Annotated in this window: 14 protein-coding genes; 9 read left to right on the forward strand and 5 right to left on the reverse strand. The window is 46.1% G+C overall.

Annotated elements, in window-relative coordinates; genetic code table 11:
• From ACJB0T_RS20510 to ACJB0T_RS20525, 4 genes are all read left to right on the forward strand, one after another.
• Positions 1 to 4,211 (forward strand): cadherin-like domain-containing protein (locus ACJB0T_RS20510; protein ID WP_495292931.1); only part of this gene is annotated, 4,211 nt, incomplete at its 5' end.
• Positions 4,212 to 4,517: 306 nt separating this feature from the next.
• Positions 4,518 to 5,936 carry an amidohydrolase family protein gene (locus tag ACJB0T_RS20515; RefSeq protein WP_479294481.1) on the forward strand — a complete coding sequence of 473 codons (1,419 nt, stop codon included), beginning with the start codon at positions 4,518 to 4,520 and terminating at the stop codon, positions 5,934 to 5,936.
• A 134-nt stretch (positions 5,937 to 6,070) separates the two neighbouring features.
• Positions 6,071 to 7,075 carry an AraC family transcriptional regulator gene (locus ACJB0T_RS20520; protein ID WP_479294483.1) on the forward strand — a complete coding sequence of 335 codons (1,005 nt, stop codon included), beginning with the start codon at positions 6,071 to 6,073 and terminating at the stop codon, positions 7,073 to 7,075.
• 100 nt (positions 7,076 to 7,175) lie between these two features.
• Positions 7,176 to 8,435, forward strand: coding sequence for a carbohydrate porin (locus ACJB0T_RS20525; protein WP_479294484.1), 1,260 nt, complete (start codon positions 7,176 to 7,178; stop codon positions 8,433 to 8,435).
• Between the two features lie 49 nt (positions 8,436 to 8,484).
• Here ACJB0T_RS20525 and ACJB0T_RS20530 read toward each other — a convergent pair whose 3' ends face one another.
• Genes ACJB0T_RS20530 through ACJB0T_RS20545 form a run of 4 tightly spaced genes read right to left on the reverse strand, consistent with a single transcriptional unit; the run spans position 8,485 to position 14,643 of the window.
• Positions 8,485 to 10,599 carry a type I secretion system permease/ATPase gene (locus ACJB0T_RS20530; RefSeq protein ID WP_479294486.1) on the reverse strand — a complete coding sequence of 705 codons (2,115 nt, stop codon included), beginning with the start codon at positions 10,597 to 10,599 and terminating at the stop codon, positions 8,485 to 8,487.
• A 15-nt stretch (positions 10,600 to 10,614) separates the two neighbouring features.
• On the reverse strand, positions 10,615 to 12,525 hold the full coding sequence (locus tag ACJB0T_RS20535) for a bifunctional diguanylate cyclase/phosphodiesterase (protein WP_479294488.1): 1,911 nt from the start codon (positions 12,523 to 12,525) through the stop codon (positions 10,615 to 10,617).
• Positions 12,526 to 12,531: 6 nt separating this feature from the next.
• Positions 12,532 to 13,215 (reverse strand): transglutaminase-like cysteine peptidase, encoded by a 684-nt coding sequence (locus tag ACJB0T_RS20540; protein WP_479294597.1) that lies wholly within the window; start codon positions 13,213 to 13,215, stop codon positions 12,532 to 12,534.
• A 36-nt stretch (positions 13,216 to 13,251) separates the two neighbouring features.
• On the reverse strand, positions 13,252 to 14,643 hold the full coding sequence (locus ACJB0T_RS20545) for an HlyD family type I secretion periplasmic adaptor subunit (RefSeq protein WP_479294490.1): 1,392 nt from the start codon (positions 14,641 to 14,643) through the stop codon (positions 13,252 to 13,254).
• Between the two features lie 358 nt (positions 14,644 to 15,001).
• On the opposite strand from ACJB0T_RS20545, the gene pdxH reads away from it, so the two are divergent.
• The 4 genes from pdxH (at position 15,002) to ACJB0T_RS20565 (ending at position 18,138) form a co-directional block, all read left to right on the forward strand.
• Positions 15,002 to 15,640: a pyridoxamine 5'-phosphate oxidase gene (gene pdxH, locus ACJB0T_RS20550; RefSeq protein ID WP_479294492.1), complete on the forward strand. Its 639-nt coding sequence runs from the start codon at positions 15,002 to 15,004 to the stop codon at positions 15,638 to 15,640.
• A gap of 283 nt (positions 15,641 to 15,923) precedes the next feature.
• A complete protein-coding gene (locus tag ACJB0T_RS20555; protein ID WP_479294494.1) occupies positions 15,924 to 16,739 on the forward strand; it encodes a helix-turn-helix domain-containing protein in 816 nt (271 codons plus the stop codon).
• Positions 16,740 to 16,897: 158 nt separating this feature from the next.
• Positions 16,898 to 17,323, forward strand: a complete 426-nt coding sequence (locus ACJB0T_RS20560; protein WP_112460529.1) for a septal ring lytic transglycosylase RlpA family protein — start codon at positions 16,898 to 16,900, stop codon at positions 17,321 to 17,323.
• Between the two features lie 152 nt (positions 17,324 to 17,475).
• A complete protein-coding gene (locus tag ACJB0T_RS20565) occupies positions 17,476 to 18,138 on the forward strand; it encodes an HAD family hydrolase (RefSeq protein WP_479294496.1) in 663 nt (220 codons plus the stop codon).
• A 158-nt stretch (positions 18,139 to 18,296) separates the two neighbouring features.
• On the opposite strand, the gene ACJB0T_RS20570 is transcribed toward ACJB0T_RS20565, so the two are convergent.
• Entirely contained in the window at positions 18,297 to 19,670 is a 1,374-nt protein-coding gene (locus ACJB0T_RS20570) for a hypothetical protein (protein ID WP_479294498.1), read from the reverse strand.
• A 451-nt stretch (positions 19,671 to 20,121) separates the two neighbouring features.
• Between ACJB0T_RS20570 and putA the strand changes: the two genes are divergently transcribed.
• The gene (putA, locus tag ACJB0T_RS20575; RefSeq protein ID WP_479294500.1) at positions 20,122 to 23,259 is read left to right on the forward strand and encodes a bifunctional proline dehydrogenase/L-glutamate gamma-semialdehyde dehydrogenase PutA; all 3,138 of its coding nucleotides are present in this window, start codon (positions 20,122 to 20,124) and stop codon (positions 23,257 to 23,259) included.
• The last annotated feature ends 5 nt before the right edge of the window (positions 23,260 to 23,264 follow it).

Here is a 23,264-nt window from a genome sequence, read left to right on the forward strand (position 1 = left end):
TCACGGTAACGGGCACTAATGACCGTCCAGTGGCACTACCTGCGGATGAAATGACCGACGAAGATACGTCGATCACTCGCAGTGTTCCAGATGCAACAGACGTTGATGGCACGATCGCGTCTTACACGCTTCAAAATGATGTACCAAATGGCAAAGGTTCGCTGACGTTTAATTCTGATGGGTCGTATATATTCGATCCAGGTACAGACTTCCAGAACCTAGCAGCAGGTGAGTCTGAGCTTGTTGACTTTACCTACTATGCAACTGATAACGAAGGCCAACAGAGTGAGGCTCAGACAGTTACAATAACCGTCACTGGTTTAAATGATAATCCAGAATCAGAAAACTTTAGTTTTGCCATTGACGGTAATGATCCCGTTTCGGTTGTGTTCGATACCGGTACAGGAACGATTGAAGGTGAAGGTAGTGACCATATCTCTGACATCGAAGATGATGCCGATGGTACGCAAGTAGAAGTGACGATTACCGAGCTTCCTGTCGGTGGAACACTGTTCTACAACGGTGTTGCCATCACTCAGATTAACGTCGACAACGAAGATACTTTTGATCCGACTCTTATCACCTACCAACCAGATGCTGATGATCAAGGCTTCGTACTGGGAACAAAGGTGATACCAACCGATAGTGACTTAGAGAGCACGAGAGATGAGTTCTATAACTGGGGTGATAAGGTTGACGGTAAGAACCGTGTCCTAGAATTGGAAAATGGTGACTCCATCAACACTAGCTCGAACAAGGGCAACCTGACTCAGTACCGTGGTGATGTGCAAGCTAACCATGTGGGGCATGGTTTGGGTATTGGCGGTGGTCACGGGATTAACCAAGATGAGGAGCTCACAATAGACTTTTCTGAGCGTCCCGCTACCCATATTAGCCTTGGCTTAGATGGTATGGGTGGCTACTTCTACAGTGGACCAGGAAACGACAATGACTCATTTGTGACCATCACGGTGACATTGAGCAATGGTGATGTCGTCGATTATGCTCCAAACGTTCAAAAAGATACCTCAGGTAATAGTAATCTATTCCATGAGCTGAGCTTTTCCGTTGATGACTTGATTGATGTAGATGAAGGTTTACTGATAGCTGGTGTAACTGTCGGAACTGATGGGCCTGGTAACTGGGAGCTCCGTTACATCGAAACGGCACTTAACGACAGCTTCAAATACAAAGCCGTCGATAGCGATGAAAGCGAGAGCCAAGAGTCTGTCGTAACGATTATCGACCAACGTGATAACAACATGCCGCCGACGCTAGACCTTGATCTTAGCGAAGAGGGTACTGGCTATGAAGCTATGTTTGTCGAGGGAGACGCTGCAATGTCAGTCGTTGATACTGACATTGTCATCTTTGATGAAAACAATGTTATCTCATCGGCAGATATTATTTTGACCAACCCGCAAGCAGGGGACTATTTCGCACTGGTATCACCTAGCAATCCGCTTATGAGCGGCATCATGTATGATATGGAAACTTTGGGCTCAGGAGCAATCAAGATTACACTAGTGGGTAATGCCACTGCTGATGACTATGAGGCAGCAATTAGCCTGATTCAGTTCGAAAATACCAGTCAGTCGCCATCACAGGACGATAGAATCATTGAGATCACAACGTTCGATGATGCGAGTGAACCCTCGAACACGGCTGTATCAACCATTTCGGTGACAGGTGTTGCTGATGTGGCTATTGCAGCAGCAAGTGGCTTTGAAGATAGCAAAATTGACCTCGATATTAGTCTACCAGCCGGCAGTGCTGCGGAGGCGATTGTCATCTCCAACATCCCTACTGGTGCGAAAATCTTCGATGGTGATTCTGAGCTAACAGTGACAGACAACGCTGTATCTGTCACTCCACTGATGTTCGATACGCTATCGGTGCAGCCACCAGCTGATAGCGATGTTGACTTTACGCTTCTGGTGACAGGTTTTGATGAAGCAAACCAAGAGGTTGAATCCCACGATTTAGCGGTTGTTGTCAAACCGGTCACCGACGTTCCAGTGTTGCAAGTGTCGGGGGATGAAATCATTGCTTCAATAGACTTTGAGAACGTCACGCTCAACCGCTCTTGGCGTGGAAACGTGACAGAGGCTGAGCTTAGCTCCAATGGTTCAGTGGGCACTTGGGGAACCAACAACCCTGATGGAATCGTTGAGGTGGGCCAAGAGGACGTTTATCTTGGTGGCAATGCACAAGATCGAGACAATCAGCTATTTGAAATAGAGGGTCGCCGTGGCAAAGATGACTCGCTGTTTACTGAGTTTGACGGCAAAGGCGGTCAATTCTACGAGCTTAATTTTGACGTAGCAGCACGACGTGTTAACAGTTCTCCACTCAAAGTTTTCCTAGTAGACCAAGATGACAATCGAACAGAACTGTTTGAGTTCGATGATTCTATAAACCGAGACTGGAACGACATTCAAGAGTTCTTCCAAGTACCGGAAGACGGTACGTATCGTATTGAGTTCGAATCTGAGCAAGACGATAGCATCGGTGCACTTTTGGATAACATCGTGCTATCAGCGCGCAGTAACGTTGGCTACGAAGATACGTATATCGATATCAGCGATATTGTTGCTAACCTTACTGATACGGATGGTTCAGAGGTACTGAGTTTGTTGATTCAAGGTTTGCCGCAAGGTGCAATTGTCACCAATGGCACCCAGACGTCGGTAGTTGGTGCGACGGGTGAGATTGATATTTCAGATTGGAATGACCTGAATGATTTGCAGATTCAAGTTGCTGATAAAGGCACGTATCCGTTGACGATTACAGCAACCGCTTCAGAGGGAGATACTACATACTCTCCTGCTGATGAGTCTGCTTCTGAGCTAATCGACCTCATAGTTCTAGAGAGTCCTAATCCAGCGACACCAAATACACCACCGCTCGTTACTGACTTTGAGTTCTTTGTACCTGATGACACTATTCCTCTTAATTTCGCAGAGTTTGTCACCGATACAGAGGATGATGCGAGTAACAGCAAGGGCACTTTTGTCGAGATTGTCGATGAACCTGAGTACGGTCAGCTTTATTTCCTATCCAGTACTGGCGTTCCGATTGATTTGGATTTGGGTGATAGAGTTGAAGACACTACGGACATTTATTATGACCTAGAAGTCGGCTTTGATACTTCAGCCTTTGGCTACGATCCGGATGGACAAAACCCATTTGGTAACGGAGTGGTCGTTACAGGTGGGACGTATAGTGGTGAAAAACCACATGAAGGTGTCACTCAAGAGCAAATTGCTTTTGATGGTGCTGGGGCTGCGAAACAGTCTGGCTTCTATACCAAACGAGACGACGAAAATGGCCAAGGTAAAGAGACAGAGGCAAAACAAAATGAGTTTATGTCGATTAAATTCACTGCTGGTGCAATGACTCGAGCTCTTGTAGGCGTGGGAAGTCTTACAGGTCAGTTTAGCGCGGCTGCAAACGGCAACGGTGGAGCACAGATCTTCGTGTACCTTTACGCCGGAGGGGTTCTTTTAGATGAAAACCCAATTGTTATGGATAACAGCACGATTGTAGATCACCAAGCGGTTATTAACGTTGCGTCGCCACTGCCTTTCGATGAAGTTCGCGTTATGCCTTATCATTCAGAGGATAATAAAGATGCTGGTTTTGTGCTGCAGAGCTTCCAAATCACTGAAGGCGAGGTTTCAGATCACTTCGAATATCGTGCGGTAGACTCTGACAATTTGCAAAGCGATGAAACAGCCACTGTTAACGTCAATATCGTGCCAAATGGTAATGTTGATGACATCGATGAAGTCGATTACGCAGTACGAGGCGGTAGCGGTGTTACTGTCATCCATGGTACTGATGGTGATGATGTGCTTCAGGGCGGGCTTGGTAGCGATAGGCTTACTGGTGGCCTAGGTAATGACACCTTTAAGTGGGGGGCTGATGACCTTGATGGTAGTTATGATGTCGTCACTGACTTCTCACAAGTTGATGGAAACCGAGATATTCTCGATTTGACGGATGTGTTTGAAGGTAGTAGCGAAACGCTTGATGATTTGCTAGAGAATAACAACATCACAATCATGAATACGGAAGATGAAACAGGCACTTTGGTTAACATTAACAAAGATGGTAAGAGCGTCACTATCGAGCTTGAAGGTGTGACTGGAATATCGTCCTTGAGTGTTCCCGAGTTAAGCCAGATTATCATCGTTCACGATACTTAATAACGATGCGCTAAACGGTTATCAGAAACCAAGTGTAAAAAGGATGATTTGTGCTCACAAATCATCCTTTTTTATTTAGCCTATGGCATTCTCGGAAGAACGTTTTTGTGCAGAAGAGTCTTCAACATTTCCAAGTGCTGTCCTAGTGATATCTTCGAATGTGTCTGTTTGGCGTACATAACGCAAACTGCCGAGATTGAATTGAGTAAGATTTCATGTGTCATCAAATGGCAGTTTTTGGTGAAGGTGATTGGTTATTATGTGCTCATACATTGAGACACCAACATCACTGAAAGAGAGTATTACATGTTTAAGAAAACACTGATTGCTGCTTCACTCGCGTTGACGACCGCTTCTGCATTTGCTGCTATGGCACCGACACAAGCTTCTGAGCCAACGACCATCGAAGCGCCGCAAGTGGTTGTATTTAAGAACGTCAATATTTTCAACGGAACCGAAAATAAGCTGTACAACAACCACTCTGTCGTTGTGACTGGCAACAAAATTACCGCGATTACCCAAGGCAATGCCGATGTACCCGCCGATGCCAAAGTGATTGACGGAGAAGGTCGCACCTTGATGCCGGCATTGGTTGAAGCGCACATGCACCTAGCGTTGCCAAAAGGTCTACTTGGTACCAATGACATGCGTTGGTCAGAGATCGCCGTGCATGCTAAAGGGTTTGGCGAGATGTATCTTGACCTTGGCTTCGGTACCATTCGCGATGTTGGTGGTACAGATGGTGTCTGGACTGAGCTTGAGAAGAAAGGTGAGATCGACTTCCCACGTACTTATGTTTCAGGTGCGCCTATTGCGCCAATCGGTGGACATTCAGATGTCGGCTTACAGTCACGTCGACTGACAGATTCACCACAGAACCTAGAAATCCTAGGCATCATGTCAACGCCGGCTGGCGTGGCAGAGATCCATGAGCAAGCGCGCCATAACTACCGTCAAGGTGGACAGTTTACTAAGGTGTTCCAGTCGGGTGGCGTATCGTCAAAATTTGACCCATGGCAATACCAGTCACTACTGGATGAAGAGCTCAAGGCTGCGGTAGACATTGCTGAATCGTACGGCTCCTATGTGGCGACTCACGCATACTCAGACAAGGCGTTGCACCAAGCGTTGGATACGGGTGTTAAGTCCATTGAACACGGCTTTATGTTCAATGAAAGCCACCACAAGAAGTTTAAAGAAAACGGCGCTTTCTTGGTGACGAACCTCACCGCGTTCTCACCGGAGCTGGCAAAGGTGCCCGTAGTACAAGACCCAAGCATTCAGAAGAAGCTAGCGTCGGCGCAAGCGGCTTTCGACAGCTACATTGAAAACGTACAGAAGCTAGACCCAGAGTACCGAGCGTTCAATACGGATTGTGTGGGCTATGCGGATATGTGTGCCAAACAGATCTCTCATGAGATTTACCTAGATGCGAAGTTCTTCGGTAACTTCTCGGCGCTGCGAGCAATGACATCAACCGGTGGCCGAATTTCAGCAGAGCTGATGGAAGATTGGATCAACCCATACTCAGACGGCAAAATTGGTGTGATTGAAGTCGGGGCGTATGCCGACATCCTATTGATTGATGGTAACCCGCTTGAAGACATCACGTTGATTGGTGGTCGAGAAACTTGGCTAACCAATGATGCTAAGCCAGATGGCTCTCACCTAACCGAAATGGATCTCATCATGAAAGACGGTAAGATCTTCAAAAACACCCTCTAAAATGAGCAAAGCGCCTGACTATCAGTCAGGCGCTTTGTTTTATTACTGCAGTCACGCTTTCACCATTCAAACGATTTGACCAAACTCGACGGATTGACGACACTTTAGGTATCCATTCCTAACCTCTTCATTTTATGAAACAAACTCAAGAGATGGACTTCTCACTCGTTTCAAAACAAAGCGTCGAATTCTTTGCCAATATGCTGGGGGAGATTGATGGTGACACCTACGCTTTGCTTCGTGCGGCAACCATTCCCAGCGATATCCATACCGATACTGATTATGAATACTTGCCAGAATCAACCCTGAAGAACTTCTTTGAAGTCTTGGCTCAACATATGAATGAAGAGAGAGCGGGGTGGCTATTTTTAAGAACCTGCCGAGAGCACTATGTTCCGGAGTTAATTGCCGTCATCTCGAAACAGCCCACATTACGAGGCACGCTTGAGGCTCTCGCTAACCAGCTTCAAACTCGCTCGACGGGAGCTAAGGTCTATTTGCAGCATTCAGCAAATAGCTGGTGGCTGGTGCGTGACAAAGCCGGCGTCAATGAGGTCTGGTTTAAGTACGCGGAGATGTTCTCGGTTATCTGCATAGCAGAGGTGCTGCGAGCCCTAACGAACGATCAGTGGACTCCTGCGCGTATTGGTATTCAAAGCCAAAACAGGGACGACTTTTCTCGTTTACCTTCTCTAGAGCATGCGCAGTTTTATGTTGAGCGCCCTGTGACGGCGTTAGAAATTCCCGTTTCATTACTCGACTTTCCAGTGCAGGTTTCCTCACCAAATCCAAACGCCACCTCGATAGTCTCCGAGTCTCTGAGCTTTAAAGAACAGTTCACCTTAGCCATCACGCCCTACCTTTCGATGGGCAAGCTACCTATCAAGCTTGCCGCAGAGATCTTACGTCTTAACGTCCGCACGCTGCAACGCCGCTTGAGCGCAGAGAACATCATCTATAAACCTTTTATTGAGCAACTGGTGTTCGATGAAGTAAAAAGAAGGCTTTGTGAGACAGGCGAGTCCATCACCCAACTCGCCAATCGTTTTGGATACTCAGATTCAGCGCACTTTACCCGTTCGTTTAAGCGTATTGTTGGCGTTACTCCCTCGTCTTATCGCTCTAAATATCAAAAATAGGTGTCGCCCAAACTGCTTTTTAATGTCATCAAATGGCAATTAATGAGTGCGCAGTTGATTAAAATAGATGACCAAGTATTCACCTAAAAGAGCGTTATCTATGACCAAGAAGACTTCTTCATTAAGCCCATTTTTATTAGGCATATTTTTTACCGTATCGGCGACTGCGGCTAACTTTGAAAGCCCTGACTCAGTTGAAAATACGATTGCTCAGCAAACGGAGGACAAGAAGGACTGGCGCAATCAGTTAGCGGATAAGGGCTTTACCTTTGGTGCGGACTATTTTGCTCTGGGTCTAAAGTCGCCCAATGGTGTTGATGGCTCTAATGTGAATGCAGCGTCAGGCGTTGCAAGACTTTATGGCTCGTGGAACCTACTTGGCCATGGTACAGACAACGTGGGCAGCTTAGTGTGGAAAGTGGAGCACAGACATAGCTACACTGAAACTGAACCAAAGAGTTTTGCATGGCTTGGTCAAGATCAAGTTGGCTACGCGGGTATGATTGCACCTGCATTCAGTGACCAAGGTTTTCGCGTCACGGATCTAAACTGGAAGCAAAAAATCAGTGATGGCCGAGGCTCCATTATTGTTGGCTGGCAAGACGTGACCAACTATGTTGATGTTTATGCTTTAGCAAGTCCTTGGTCCGGATTTACGAATCTTGCGTTTTCAACCGGTGCGGGCGCGATGGGATTACCTGATGACGGTGTGTTGGCAATATCAGCTGGTCATATGTTAGGTGACAATTTCTACATCATCGGTGGTATTGCTGATGCAAAAGGTAAATCAGAGGACATTTTTGATGGTTTCGACACTGCATTTGGCGGCGACGCGGCTTACTTTAAAACCTTAGAAATTGGTTGGACCGCTTCTCAAGAGCAAATTTATACGGATAACTTGCATCTGACCTTTTGGCACATGGATGCTGGCTCCCGACATAGTTTGTCATCGACAGTATTGGAAGATGGTACGGTTATTGGTGGCGAGTCTGGTCAAGGTGTGAACTTCTCTTGGAGTCAGTTTGTCACTCCGCAAATTATGCCATTTGTTCGTGGTGGTATTTCTGAAGGGGATGTTGCTTTGTATGACCGCTCGTTGTCAGTCGGCATGGGTTACTTTGGTTTAGGTCAGCCAACCAATAACTTGGGCTTTGCCATTAACTGGTCACACACCAATGAAGACACACTGCAAACGTTTTTAAACGCAGGGGAAAGGCAAGTTGCGGCAGAGCTTTACTACAACATGCAATGGGGCGATCACATTCAAATTACGCCTGATATTCAGTACATCAAAGATCCTGCGTTTTCGAGTGAAAGTCATGCTTGGGTGTTTGGCTTGCGAGCCCGAATATTTATTTAGTTACTAGCATAAAAAATCCCGCTCAAATCGAGCGGGATTTTTTATGGATTTAGCTTGCGGCTTTGATTTTGCCTTGTCTCAAGTCGTTGAGCACTTGAGCTTTTGGACCATCTGCTATGATGGTGCCTTTCTCCATAACTATCACCCGGTCAACCACATCTAGCATGGATGTTTTGTGGGTAATCAGCAGCAATGTTTCTGACTCTTTGAGTTGCTTGAGCTGGGTTTTTATGTGCAGCTCAGAGCGGTTATCCATTGAGCTGGTGGGCTCATCCATAATCAGTATAGGAGGGCGAGCCAAGAAAGCACGAGCAATGGCCACCGCTTGACGTTGACCGCCGGAGAGAAGCAAGCCACCTTCACCAACTTGTCGCTCTAAACCCGCAGGATCTTGCTGAGTAAAGACGGTGACGCCTGCTCGGTTTGCTGCATCCATAACATCTCGATCATCAACCAATGGTCTGCCGAGCGTAATATTGTCACGAATGGAGCCGTAAAACAGCGCGCAGTCTTGTGGAACACAGCCAATATTGCGTCTCACATCCACGTGGTGAAGCTGAGCGATGTCAGTCTCATCAATACGCACGTGACCTTCTGTTGGTTGATACAAGCCCATTATGAGGCGTTCTAGCGTTGTTTTGCCCGAACCAATACGGCCGATGATCGCAACTTTCTCACCCGGTTCAATGTTGAGACTCAAATCTCGAATAGATGCCATGGGTGAATCTGGATAGTGGAAGGTGACGCGATCAAGCTCAATCTTACCTTGTATGATCGGGCGGTGAATGTAGCGCTTACCTTCCTCTTGCTCGTCGGGCATTGCCATGACCTGTTCAATAATGGTCATTGACGATTTTGCTTGGTTGTAGCGTGTCGATAGAAGAGAAAGCTGTACCAAGGGGCCAATTGCACGGCTGCTCAACATTGTAGCGGCAATAAGCCCACCCATGGTGAGTTCACCCTCTGCAATCAGGTAAACACCAAGGATAATCATGCCAATGTTGGAAGATTGCTGCACAAAGCCAGCGGTGTTCTGAATACCGTCAGTAATGCGCTTGCTTTTGATATTCCAGTTTGCCATGTGAGCGACGGCTTCTTCCCAGCGGTACTGATACTGGCTTTGTGCGCCAAAAATCTTCACTGTTTCTAGACCAGCCAAGCTTTCGATTAGGTTTGCGTATTTCTGCGAAGCAAGACGCGACCCTTCGTCAATGGTTTTACGCAGCGGTCCTTGGATGAGCAATGAATAAATAACAAGAATAACAACCCCAATTATTGGGATGATCACTAGATTTCCTGCCATTAGCCAAATGATGACCAAGAACAGCAGAGCAAAAGGCAGATCAATCAGCGATGCAATGGTTGCTGAGGTGAAAAACTCTCGAATCGATTCAAACTCTTGCAAGTGACGAGCAAACGCACCGACTGAGGGTGGACGTGACTCCATTCGAATCCCCATCACCTTGCTAAACAGCTTAGAAGAGATAAGAATGTCAGACTTTTTGCCTGCCACATCAATGAAGTAGCTGCGCATGAGTTTGAGCAATAAGTCAAAGCCGAAGACAATAAAGATACCTGCCGCCAATACCCAAAGGGTTTCAAAAGCAAGATTTGGCACCACTTTGTCGTACACTAACCGAGTGAATAGCGGGGCGGCAATCGCAAAAATGTTGATAAGCAGCGAGGCAATCAATACATCGCGATAAATTCGTTTTGATTCCCACAAGGTGCCCCAAAACCAGTGTCCATCTCGGGTTTTAAGTACTTCTGGAGAGCGTTCGTCGTAGCGAAATTGTTTTTTCACTAAGAAGTAGCGACCGGTGTATTGGGAGATCAGATCGTCTAGAGCAATTGAGATTGGCACCATGCCAGACTCGAGGGTAATGACTTCCGCTTCCTGTTTTTCCTTGTCGATACTGTTCAGAACGCACGCATCGCCACCTTTCAGAAGTAGGATGACTGGAAAAACGATACTTGGAATAGCGTCCAGTTCCGCTCGGTTCTCTTTGGCGACTAACCCCGCGCGTTCGGCGGAGCGTGGCAACAAAAATGGAGTCAGTTTACCTGAAGATAGGGGCAGGCTATTAACCAACGCCTCTGGGGAGTTGGCTAAGCCGTAATATCGACTGATGTAGATGAGCGAATTGAGTAACGGATCCTTCATGGATTCTTGCACCTATTATTTGTCCACAATAAAGCCTTGGAACACATCAACAAAGTGCTCAGACAAGAAGTCGAGCTGAGTTTGTGTTTCCACGCGCGAGGCGATGGTTTTGATACCTAAGTTGTGCGCTGTTCTTGAAATTGACGTCAGCGTAAACTTCTGTTTTTCATCATCAAGTTGATGGGTGTATAAGTAATCCAATTTCACGTAATCGGGTCTAAACTCGTTGAGGTATTCCAAAGATTGGAAGTTGCGTCCGTAATTATCGACACCAAATTTTGCTCCCGCATTGCGAATGGCATTACAAAATAGAGCGGTGTGATGCGGGTTGCTAATAAAGCAGCTCTCTGGTATTTCAAAGTGCAGCTTCTCACAAATGCTGGCATGTTTACTTAACTCTAACGATATCCAGCGAATGAAGCTTGGTTGAGCAATACTCGTAGGCGTGATGTTGATGGCGATGGCATCAGACATTTTTTCACGTTCTAGTTTGTTGATGACCGACATAATGACGTGTTCATCGAAGATGTGGCTGGCATCAAGCTGCTCAAGCGCCAACAGATATTGGTTTGCTGTATAGCGCTCGCCATCTTTTTCAATCGCCGAGAACACCTCACGGTGATAGGTTTCCCCCCAGCTACTATTGGCTGCTTGGAAGCGGAACGTGACTTCTTCGTTGTTGATGGCCTCTTCAACCAGGGCTCGCCATTGCTGTTTGCCCATGATGACGCCTGTTTGTTCGTTGGAGATGTAACCATAATCCATCTCTGGATTCGATTTAGCTTTGGTGAGCGCGTTATCCAGCACAGACAGCATTTGCGTGGAGTTTTTGCGCTCTTCATTAAATACGACACCCAGTGATGCTTTCGCTTTACTCAGACCTGTTGGGTCTGCATTGAGATCTTGAATACAGGTGATGATACTATTGGCTGCGAACTTGAGCTCATTTTCATCAATGTTCGGGAACACAAAACCAAACTCATCCGTAGAAATACGAGCGATCACGGTGTTTGGCAAATTAATGGTCATTGACAGCAGATCGGCAAGCTCGCGTACTAGCCCATCTCCAGCTTCATAACCTTCACTCTTATAAGTCTGCTTAATAAATTCTGCATGCAAGATGGCAACGCCACCCAATGAAGATTCGCTCAGCCACTGATTGAGCTGTCCCATGAAGAAAGCACGGTTACCAAGGTGGGACACGGGATCCATGTACGCACGTTCACGCAGTTTCTGTGCTTCTTTCGCTTGCTGTTTGAATGATTCTTCTACGTGTGCCGACATGTTATTGATGCCATCTACAACCGCAATCAAATCTTTGGTTCGAGGTCTAAGCAGCGGCTCACCAAACTGACGATTGGCTACTTGTTCCATTTTAAGCACAATGGCTCGTAGAGGATTCAGGGCTCGGCGCAATATAAAGGCGATAGCGAGTAAGCCGAAAACGAGAATGCCCAAAAATGCCGCGGAGAGACGCTCAAATGCGTGCCAAAGCTGAGAATAGGCCTCGCCAGGGTGACTAACAATTTCTACTTCTGCCAATTGCAGCCAGCCACTGGTGACGACGCGAGAGTCCTGAATCGGCGAAAATAGAGGAAGATTGGTGAACCAAGCTGGTACATCGCTCGGCTTGATAGGGTATGTGCGCACTATCTCTTCATCGCTTTCAAGAAATACTAGGCGAACCGTAGAGTAGGTGCTGCCATCAAATAAGGCATTGATCACCGACTCTACAGCTACCTTGTCTTGAGACTGAAGGTACGGCGCCAAGGCAAGTCCGACGGTATTGATGGTGTTATTGACCTCAGAGCGTTGCTGCCGCTCCAAGAAATCTTTGGTGGTGTTAATTTCGATAATAAACACCGACGTCAATAACAGTAAAAAAACGGCTATCATGCCGACCACTAGCTGTCTGTATAGTGTCATAATTATTTACTCGTCGTAATTTACCTTTGGTTTCCGTAACGTTAATGAGCGCTCGCGACTGCGCAAATCATTCCATAATTTTAGTCTCGACGACTTTCCGGCTAACTTGCCTTGGGTAGTTTTCATGGTCCATAGGTTGCGACCATTGAAGCTGTAAATCGGTAATAGATCGCCGCGTTTAGACGCGGGTTTTATTTCACCAATTAGGTTGTCTAAAATCAGTGGTTGAGAGCGAGGGGTTTCGTAGTAAGCGAGAACCATGTGGAACTGATTCAGTTCTATCGCTTTGACGTAGACCAAGCGGAGTTTTTGGTCTGATATCCCAAGTTCGAGTAGTGAGAAGTATTTGGCGATGGTGAAATCTTCGCAGTCTCCGGCGTTGCTCCCTAAAAACTCCAACGGGGTCGCCCAGTAGTCCTTTCTTCCCCACAAATGAATATCATCAACAAAGTTGAGTTGGTTGAAGAATTCGTTCACACCAGTCAGTTGTTGCTTCTCAGATTTACCCTGTAAACCAGCCAACACAGAACGCCACGTTTGAACACGTTTACCTGCCCTTTCTCCGTAGGTCTTGGTTACCGTGCTAATCCAACGCTGTTCTTGCTTAGTGTAGGCGTCACTGGTCGTCGCGAGCGATAATGTTACCGCTGCGGCACAACCGATTAATGCAAATTTTAATCTGGCGCGCAGACGCCCAGTTCGCTCACTCTTTATCACTAAGTCCCTTTACTCTTTTAGAGCGTTATTTTGTGCGCTTATTATTGGTTTGAGCAGATAATCCAATACCGTGCGTTTACCCGTAATGATGTCAACCGATGCTGTCATGCCAGGAATAATAGGCAAGGTTTCATCGTGACCGAAGTTAGTCTTTTCGGTTCTCACTCGAACGATATAGAAGCTGTTGCCTTCCTCATCCTGAGTGGTATCCGCGCTGATGTGTTCCAGCGTTCCATCCAATCCGCCGTATTTGGTAAACTCGTAGGCGCTGAACTTCACAATAGCGTGTAAATCTGGGCGTAAAAACGCGATGTCTTGTGGGGCAATTTTGGCTTCAACCAGCAGGGTGTCTTCAGTTGGGACGATCTCAACTATGTCCATACCTGGCTGAATAACACCTCCGACCGTGTTGACGTTGAGCGTTTTTACTGTGCCGTTGACAGGAGATACTACAACGGTACGGTTTACTCTATCTTCAAGGCCAACGGCCGATTCGGTCATAGAAGAGAGTCTGTCTTGTGCTTCGTTGAGTTTCTCTTGCTGCTCTGAACGAAATTTTTGAGCAATGTCGATACGACTAAGTTTGGCTTCCTCTATGGCTGATCGCAGAGCCGGTAGTTTAAGTTCTGTTGAAGTCAGTTCTCGCCTTGTGTCGTTGACTTGTCGTTGTAGTTTCAGCAATTCAACTTTAGGGACGACGCCCTCATCGGCCAAAGGCTTGGTGATATTTAACTCGTCGCGGGCTAGGTTATAGCCGTTTCTTAGGTTTCGGACTCGAGCTTGCATTTCGACAAGATCTTGTTGTTTCTGCTTGACCTGCTGATCAATAACAGAGATCTCGTTGCGGAGTTCATTGAGATCTTGGCGATACTCTGCTTTTTGGCGAGACACTAAGCTCTTGTTGTTTTCTTCAAATGTCGGGGGGTAGGCGAGCTTATTGGTATCGAGTGTGACAGACTCTCGCCAATTGCTTCCTGATTTAGACTCATCAATAATGATGCTAGTGAGCGAGGCTGAGAGTTGTAACACGCTCGCTGTAAGGTTGAGAACTTGCTGTTCACGCTCACGAAAGTCCGAACGAAAACGGGTATCATCGATGAGAAGCAACTGTTGACCTTGAGTGACGGAATCACCTTCTCGAACCAGAATCTCTTTAACGAGGCCGCCCTCGAGGTTTTGAATCACCTGTACCTGTGAAGAGGGAACGACTTTTCCTTGGCCGACGGTGACTTTATCAATTTCCGCCCAAGCGGCCCAAACAATGGCACAAATGAAAAACGCCACCATAACCCAAAGCATTATGCGGGCACTGGTGGGGGTATTGAGTAGCAGCGCGGCGGTTTTATCATCTATGTAATCCAGCTCGGCGTCCGACACCTTTTTGTATTCTTTATTATCCATATTCCATCCGCAGGGGTGATGTTCAGGGGTCGACTAATAGTTTGATTCTATTACTAAGATTATCCATCTGTAACCTGTTGTCTTAGAAAGAGTCGATCCATCATGCATTATTGGACGTAGTTCACGGTGTGACCGCTCGTTAAAGGGACACTTCGTTGTTAGCGTTACCCAAAAGTTTAGCAGTGACGTGGTGAATATAAAGTAATGAATTATCGAAATATTGTCTGGCTTGTAGAAACGCATCACCCATTAGTGACAAACTAGGCGATAGAATTCAAAAATCGACGTCGAGATAGGGAATTCGGGTTGTTTTCTGTCACATATCGGCGCAAAATTCACAAAAAAGTGAGGAGTTGTTATGGGAATTGAAGATATTCGCCGTGAGTATTCGAAAGGTGGCTTGCGTCGTAAAGACTTGGCAGACGACCCGATTGATCAATTTAACAAGTGGCTTGCGCAGGCAGTGGAAGCTAAGCTTAGCGATCCAACCGCGATGACAGTGGCAACGGTTGACGAAAATGGTATGCCATTTCAGCGCATTGTTTTGTTGAAAAGTGTCGATGAGAACGGCTTTGTGTTTTACACCAACCTTGGTAGTCGCAAAGCAGCGCACATCGAACAAAACAACAAGGTGAGTTTGCATTTCCCTTGGCACACTCTTGAGCGTCAAGTGCATATTACTGGCGTAGCAGAGAAGCTGACGGCAATGGAGAACATGAAGTATTTCACTTCACGTCCGAAAGAGAGCCAACTTGCAGCGATTGCGAGTAAGCAAAGTAGTCGTATTTCGGCGCGTGGCGTATTGGAAGGTAAGTTTCTGGAATTGAAACAGAAATTTGCTAAAGGCGAGATCCCTGTACCGACGTTTTGGGGTGGCTATCGTATTCGTCCTGAGTCCATAGAATTTTGGCAAGGCGGTGAGCACCGTTTGCATGACCGCTTCCTATTTAGCAAAGATGGAACAGGTCAATGGGATGCTGAGCGATTGGCACCTTAATCGATGCTGAGGCATTGAAATTAATCTAAGCTGCGGTTTTCGCAGCTTTTTTTATATTTCTGGCCAGCTTTAGTACAAATTACAACCACCGTAACTTGTCTCTGCATGATCATTGTTCCGGAAGCTTGATCAAGCAAGGATCCTTTTTTATGTTCCTGATTGTTGAAGATTCATACATCGCAAGCCTCATAACAGCAAGCGATAGCGCTATTCACTTTCCCATATTTATTGGAAATCGGTATACTCCGCGGATCGATATTCCATTTACATTGAGGCCGGAAACATGGTTGACCGAAACAATAACATCCTTGATCATGCTTCCTTAGCACCTAAAATTATCAAGCCTGCAGAAATCGTGCGTTTGCCTTCCCATATGGACTCTCACGAGCATAACTATACCCAAGTTGTCATTGGCCTAAAGGGAAAGTCCGAGTTCGAAGTGGGTGGAATTGGCAACCTTGTTGGGCCCGGTCAAGGCTGTGTGGTGACATCAAACCTTGATCATGCTTTCGGTGGTGTGATTGATCAGCCTGATATCCTAGTTTTGAATATGCCATTGCCAAGTGATGATGATCCGGTTCTTCTTCAACGAATCAATGAGTTATCGCATAGTAAAACCTACTTTCAGCTCGATATTCAAATCCAAAAGCTGATTCAGATGCTGGTGGCGGAAATGAAAAGCAGTCCGGATGATCTGCTGCTTAGCCGCGCATGTAACGATACGGTAGTTGCCTTGCTGCAGCGCCATATCTCGGAGCTAAAAACCTCACTGCGTGATTCTCGATTCGATCTCGAACAAATCGATCGTTATATCGAACAGCACCTTGCTCATAAGATCTCTGTCGCTCAGTTAGCGGGCAGCATCTTTCTTGGCGAGAGTCAGTTCCATATGCTGTTCAAAGAGCAATTGGGTATTACCCCTCATCAGTACGTGCTTAATAAGCGTGTCGATGCGGCGAAACGCTACATCGAGCAAGGTCACTTAAACCTTGGGCAAATTGCTGAGCTTACTGGCTTTTCTGGCCAAAGTACCTTCACGCACGCGTTTTCAAGGCTGCAAGGTGTTTCCCCTTCACAATACCGCAAGCGCTTTTCTTAGTCTCAAATCTAGATATTGGCATTTGTAACGACAGCTATTGGACCGATTATTTCCTAGAGCTTTCATACTTATGACGCCAAATAAACTCTGTATGAAGAAAAATCAGCGATAATTAATCATCGGACAAACACCCAATAACAATCGCGTACTGAATCAACATGAAAAAACTGCATTTAGCTTTTAGTGCTCTTATTCTCATTGTCTTAGCAGGCTGTTCTTCAACTGCCTCCATTGATAATCAAAAAACAACTCGTTACTCCAAGTCCCATGAACTTGTGGGTCAAGCGTCATGGTATGGCAGTAAGTACCACGGTAAACGTACTGCAAGTGGCGAGCGCTATAACATGAGGGCGTATACTGCTGCTCATAAAACTCTGCCATTTGGCACGATTGTCCGAGTGACCAATACTGCCAATGGCAAGACGGTGGACGTGAAGATCAATGACCGAGGCCCGTTTGTAAAAGGCCGAGTCATTGACCTGTCACGAAAGTCTTTTGAGCAAATTGGTAACATTAATAAGGGCACATTGCCTGTGAAAATTGATGTTATCGACGATAGCAACACCTTTAGATACAAACACTAATCACACAACTCTCTCTTTTCATTACTAATGATGAAAGGGAGAGTCGCTTCATCACGCGGTTTAGGCCGACACAAAACTGTCAACAACCTCGCTCTAAACTGTCACATCAATTTCATAGTATTCATCGATAACTTGTTTGGAGATTGATCACTATGTCTAACCCTCTTTATGTCTTCGACATGGACGAAACGTTGTTTGATGCCGATTGTGCCATGTTGTGGAATGAGTTTTTGGTCGAAAAAGGGATAGCGACTGAATCCGGCTTTCTGGAGGAAGATAAGCGCCTGATGGACCTTTATGCGCAAGGAAAAATGGAAATGGAAGAGTATCTGAAGTTCTCTATGTCCCCTCTATCTGGCGTATCAAAAGAGACGGTGTCTTTGCTGGTGGAACAATGCATTGATGAGAAGATATTGCCTCGTCTATATCCACAAGCTGCCACACTCATTGAACAGCTTAAACGTGACAAGATTCGGTCAGTTATTCTCTCTGCATCTGTGAGCTTTTTGGTGTCGGCTATCGGTAAGCGTATTGGCATTGATGAGGCGATGGGGATTGATTTGGTAGAAGAAGGTGGCCATTACACCGCCACTATTGAAGGCACGCCCACCTATCGAGAAGGTAAAGTAGTGAGGCTCCAGCAGTGGCTTGATGTGAGCTTACAGCCCTATACTCCCATTCACTTTTATACAGATTCTATTAACGATCGCTCACTGTGTGAGTATGCTGACCACGTCTATTTAGTGAATCCATGCCGCTTGCTTAAAGCGCTTGGTGAGAAGAAGCGATGGCAACAGCTAACCTGGTCTCTATAGCTTGGTCTTCTATCTGTTTTTGTGATGAAGAAAGGAATTAGTAATACAACATTGCGAGTAAGTGGTAGCTTTGTTGCCGATGAGACAGATTAAAGTCGAGCAATGTAGGTCACTCGCTAGCGTCTTCAAAGTGCTGCTAGCGAATGACCTAAAGTGGGTTATTTACTCGCGTTTTCCCACTTAACTACGATGTTTAATGCTAACGCTTCGTCTTGGGTCATCATTGCATAAACATCTGCGTGCTGATCTACATCGTTAACAATCATGATTTCACCGTTCGTCGTAGCGTAGCGAATAACAAGTGGGTTGTCGCCAGCTTGTTGGTCAAATTCAATGCGTAGGTTACCATTTGGAAGCGACCAAGTAGTTGGGTACTCTTCACCATCTTCAATGAGGATGACTTCACCCGTTTGCGTTTTTTCGTCGAATTTTCCAAAACGGAATTCGCCGTAAACAGGCTCTGAAATCGAGGTATTTGAGTCATCCATCACAATGAACCAAGTTTTGTTTTCAAAATCTGTTTTTGTGAAGTTCATAGATGTTGTTAGGTCATTTGTCGTCCAAAGCGTCAAATCGCCTTCATTTGGTACTGCAAATGCTAAGTTGGTTGATGTGTAAATGAACTCATTGCTCTCGCCAGCAATAGTGAGTACATCTCCGTCTACACTGTAAGTGTCGCAGTCAATAGCGTTATTTTCATCGATACAAATATCGGTTTCTGTCAACCAAACGTTAAACACCCCTTCTTCTGCTGCCCAATGTTTACTGAAGTTTGCAAGAGTCCATTTAGACGTTGGTGAATCTTTATCTGTATTGCCTTTTATCAAATAATTTTGTAGATTGTTGATTACTTCGACAGCTTCATAATCGCCATCCACATTTTTAACAATATCATATCCTTCGATTTCGTTAATATCGCCGTTGTGTTGGTTGATTACGTCATTAATTTCAAGTGCAGTTTTCTCTAGTTCGTCACCTTTAATATTTGCTGATTCTGTCGGTAGCTCTTGTACTAAACTGCGGGCTAGCGCATGCCCTTTAATTGCATCCTCAGCTTTATCCGTATTATCTTTTAGTGAGACATAATCTCCAGAGATTACACTGCTATCTAAGTTGAGTACGTCCGCCAAATCTTCAATTGGCATTTTGTTAGCATTCGCTAAAGTCGTGAATGGTGTAACAACGCTAGAACTAGAATCTGCCGTCATTTCATAACTTTGAGTGGCGTAGCCAACACGATCTGCGTCTTTCGTGCTACCCGCGATAGAACGGATGATGACTGGGTAATCTTTATCTTCGGCAGAAATAGTAAATTGACCCTTCGGATTGGTAGAACCAATTACTTCATCCTCACTACATGCACCATCATTATTTCGGTCTACACAAACTTCTGCGTTTTCCAAATAACCATCGATAACAGTAATTGTGCGGCCTTGAACAATGCCATCTTCATCACTTGAATCACTAGAGCCACCACAGCCTGATAATACAATTGCAGATAGAATTGCAGTGCTTAATACTGACTTTTTCACTTGATTTTCTCTTTTATTGAACAACATTAGAATAATTTTCTGTGATTATATTTCAAAAAATAAAAAGTAAAATCATTTATTTGCAACTATTTGGTGATCTACCTATCAAAAGTAAAAATATTATTCATTGAGTATATTAATCTAATTTATAGATGCAAAGATGATATTGGATTTCATATATCTCTCCCATGGTTATGTATGTAGATTATATATTTTTAGTAAATGTTAATTTTCAAAAAGAACGTGAGTAACAAGTTGTAAATTATGTCCCAGCAATGATTCTTTGTGTCACATTATAATTGTGAACATGTTCCTAAATTGTTACAAAGCGTAGAAAAATGCAAAAACAACGGAGTTTTTGACAAGTAATTCTCAAGCGCTCAAAATACACTGCCTGCCATTGTAGTAGTTCAGTCGATGTTTTCGGCTGAGTAGAGATTGAGGAACACACATGTTTACAGCAACAGATGTGCTAAAAACGGAGTTTGTCGAGCAGCCGCTTGAACAGCTCTGGTCACTGATCTCTCCACTCTATATGGTGGATGAGTCTCAATGGTTGAAACAGCTTTTACCTCTGGCCACACCGCAAGGTGACGAAGCCCAGCAGATCCCACAGAACACCACTCCGCTCATTGAAGCCATTCGTGCTGACAAAAATGCGATTCAGATGATTGATGCCTTGCTGCTTGAGTACAGCTTGGATACTCAAGAAGGCATTTTACTGATGTGTCTCGCGGAAGCCTTGATGCGTATTCCTGATTCTGCAACGGCAGATGCGCTTATCCGCGACAAGCTCAGTGTGGCTGACTGGAAGTCACACCTGAAGAATTCTGACTCAGTGTTTGTGAATGCTTCAACTTGGGGCTTGATGCTGACGGGTAAAGTGGTGGGTCTGCCAGATTCACAATCTCAAAGCCCAGCAAAAGCGGTTAACCGCTTGGTGAACAAATTCTCTGAACCAGTGATTCGCAAAGCCATGTATCAGGCGATGAAGGTCATGGGCCATCAGTTTGTACTCGGCCGTAGTATTGGTGAAGCGCAGAAGAATGGTAAGAAAATGCGCGACCGCGGTTTTACCTATTCGTTTGATATGTTGGGTGAGGCGGCGCTAACCAAAGCTGATGGCGATAAGTACTTCAAAGATTACCTCATGGCAATCGAGGCAGTTGGCAGTGATAAATACGGTTTAGATACCAGTCCTGCGCCGTCTGTTTCCATTAAACTTTCTGCACTGCACCCTCGTTATGAAGTGGCGAACGAAGAGCGCGTGCTAACCGAGCTATGTGATACGCTGACTCAACTGCTGACTCGTGCTCGCGAGCTTGATGTTGCGATTACCATTGATGCGGAAGAGGCCGACCGTCTTGAGCTTTCTCTCAAGCTATTTGAAAAGGTGTACCGCAGCGATGTCGCTAAAGGTTGGGGTAAGTTTGGTCTAGTCATTCAGGCGTATTCTAAACGTGCACTTCCTGTGCTGGTTTGGGTCAATGCACTGGCGAAACAGCAGGGTGATTTGATCCCGCTTCGTCTAGTGAAAGGCGCGTATTGGGACAGCGAGATCAAGTGGTCTCAGCAAGCGGGTTACGATAACTATCCGGTTTATACCCGTAAAGAAGCGACGGACGTGGCATACCTAGCGTGTGCTCGCTTCCTTCTTAGTGACAATGTGCGTGGAAACATCTTCCCGCAGTTTGCGAGCCACAATGCGCACACGGTGACGGCGATTGCGACTATGGCGCAGCACACCGATTACGAATTCCAACGTCTACATGGTATGGGTGATTCCCTGTATGACCATGTGATGGATACTTATAAGCAACCGGTTCGAATCTATGCGCCAGTGGGTAGCCACAAAGATCTGCTGCCATATCTGGTACGCCGACTGCTAGAAAACGGTGCGAACAGCAGCTTTGTACACCGTCTAGTTGATGCTCGTTGCCCTGTTGAGAGCCTGACGGTTCACCCAGTCGATGCACTCATCGCGAACGACACCTTGCATAACGCCAACATTGAACTGCCGCCGGCAATCTTTAGCGACCGCAAAAACTCGATTGGCGTGAATGTGGATATCGAGAGTGAAGTGAAAGAGTACGAACACAAAGTGGACGTTTTCCGTAGCAAGCAGTGGCAGGGTGCGCCAATCATCAATGGGCAGTCTCAATACGAAAGCATGATCAAGGCAGGTGCTGCAATAGATACGATTACTGCACCGTATGATCGTCGAATTGTTGTTGGTCAGGTCGCTATGGCTAACCTTGATCATGTTTCCGAAGCTATCAAGGTTGCTGAAGAAGGATTCGCATCTTGGTCAACGCTTCCTTATACCGAGCGAAGTCAGTGCTTACTTAAACTAGCGGATAAGCTAGAAGAGAATTTGCACGAGCTAGTGGCGATTTGTCATCAAGAGGCGGGTAAGACCATTCACGATAGCATCGACGAAGTGCGTGAAGCGGTCGACTTCTGTCGTTACTACGCGAAGCAGCCACACATCTTCAAGACACAATCGGTACTTGGTTTTGATGGTCAATCTAAGTCGATGACTCGCGGTGGTCGTGGTGTGTTTGTTTGTATCAGCCCGTGGAACTTCCCACTGGCTATTTTCCTAGGTCAAGTGACCGCAGCTTTGGTTGCAGGTAATACCGTAGTTGCTAAACCTGCTGAACAAACGTCGCTCATTGCAGTGCGCGCCGTTGAGCTGATGCTTGAAGCGGGCTTCCCAGCAAGCGCAATCCAGCTTATTACGGGCCGCGGCGCGGATGTGGGCCATGCTCTAACCTCTCACAACGCGATTGCTGGTGTAGCCTTTACTGGTTCGACACCAACTGCGCAGCGCATCAATAGCACCTTGGCCGCACGCCAAGTAGCACCAGTGCCATTTATCGCCGAAACTGGCGGTCAAAACGCAATGATTGTGGATTCTACTGCGCTCCCAGAACAAGTGGTGCGTGATGTGGTTCGCTCTGCGTTTGCGTCGGCGGGTCAGCGCTGTAGTGCTCTACGTGTGCTGTATATCCAAGAAGATATTGCAGAGCGCGTGATCAATCTGATTCAAGGCGCAATGGATGAGCTGAAAGTTGGCTTGCCATACCTACATGCGACTGATGTTGGCCCAGTGATTGATGCCAACGCGAAGCAAAAGCTTCTTGCTCATATTGAAGCGATGACTAAGCAAGGCAAGAAAGTCGCTCAGCTATCTCTCGATGATGAATGTGCAGAGGGCGATTTTGTTCCACCTTGTGCGTTTGAAATCTCGGATATCTCCGTTCTAACAGAAGAGCACTTTGGACCAATCCTACACATTGTACGCTTTAAAGCGTCTGAGCTGCCTAAAGTAGTCGACAGCATCAATGCGACAGGCTTTGGTCTTACGCTTGGCGTACATAGCCGTAACGAGTCGACTTACGAATGGATCGAGAAACACGTTCGTGTCGGTAACTGCTACATCAACCGAGATCAGGTGGGTGCGGTAGTCGGTGTTCAACCGTTTGGTGGACAAGGGCTATCGGGTACGGGACCAAAAGCTGGTGGCCCACACTATCTGTATCGTTTCACGGATGTCGTCAACGGCACCGCTTCCATTTCAAAGTAAGGAGA

It is taken from the genome of Vibrio sp. CB1-5 (assembly GCF_059412285.1).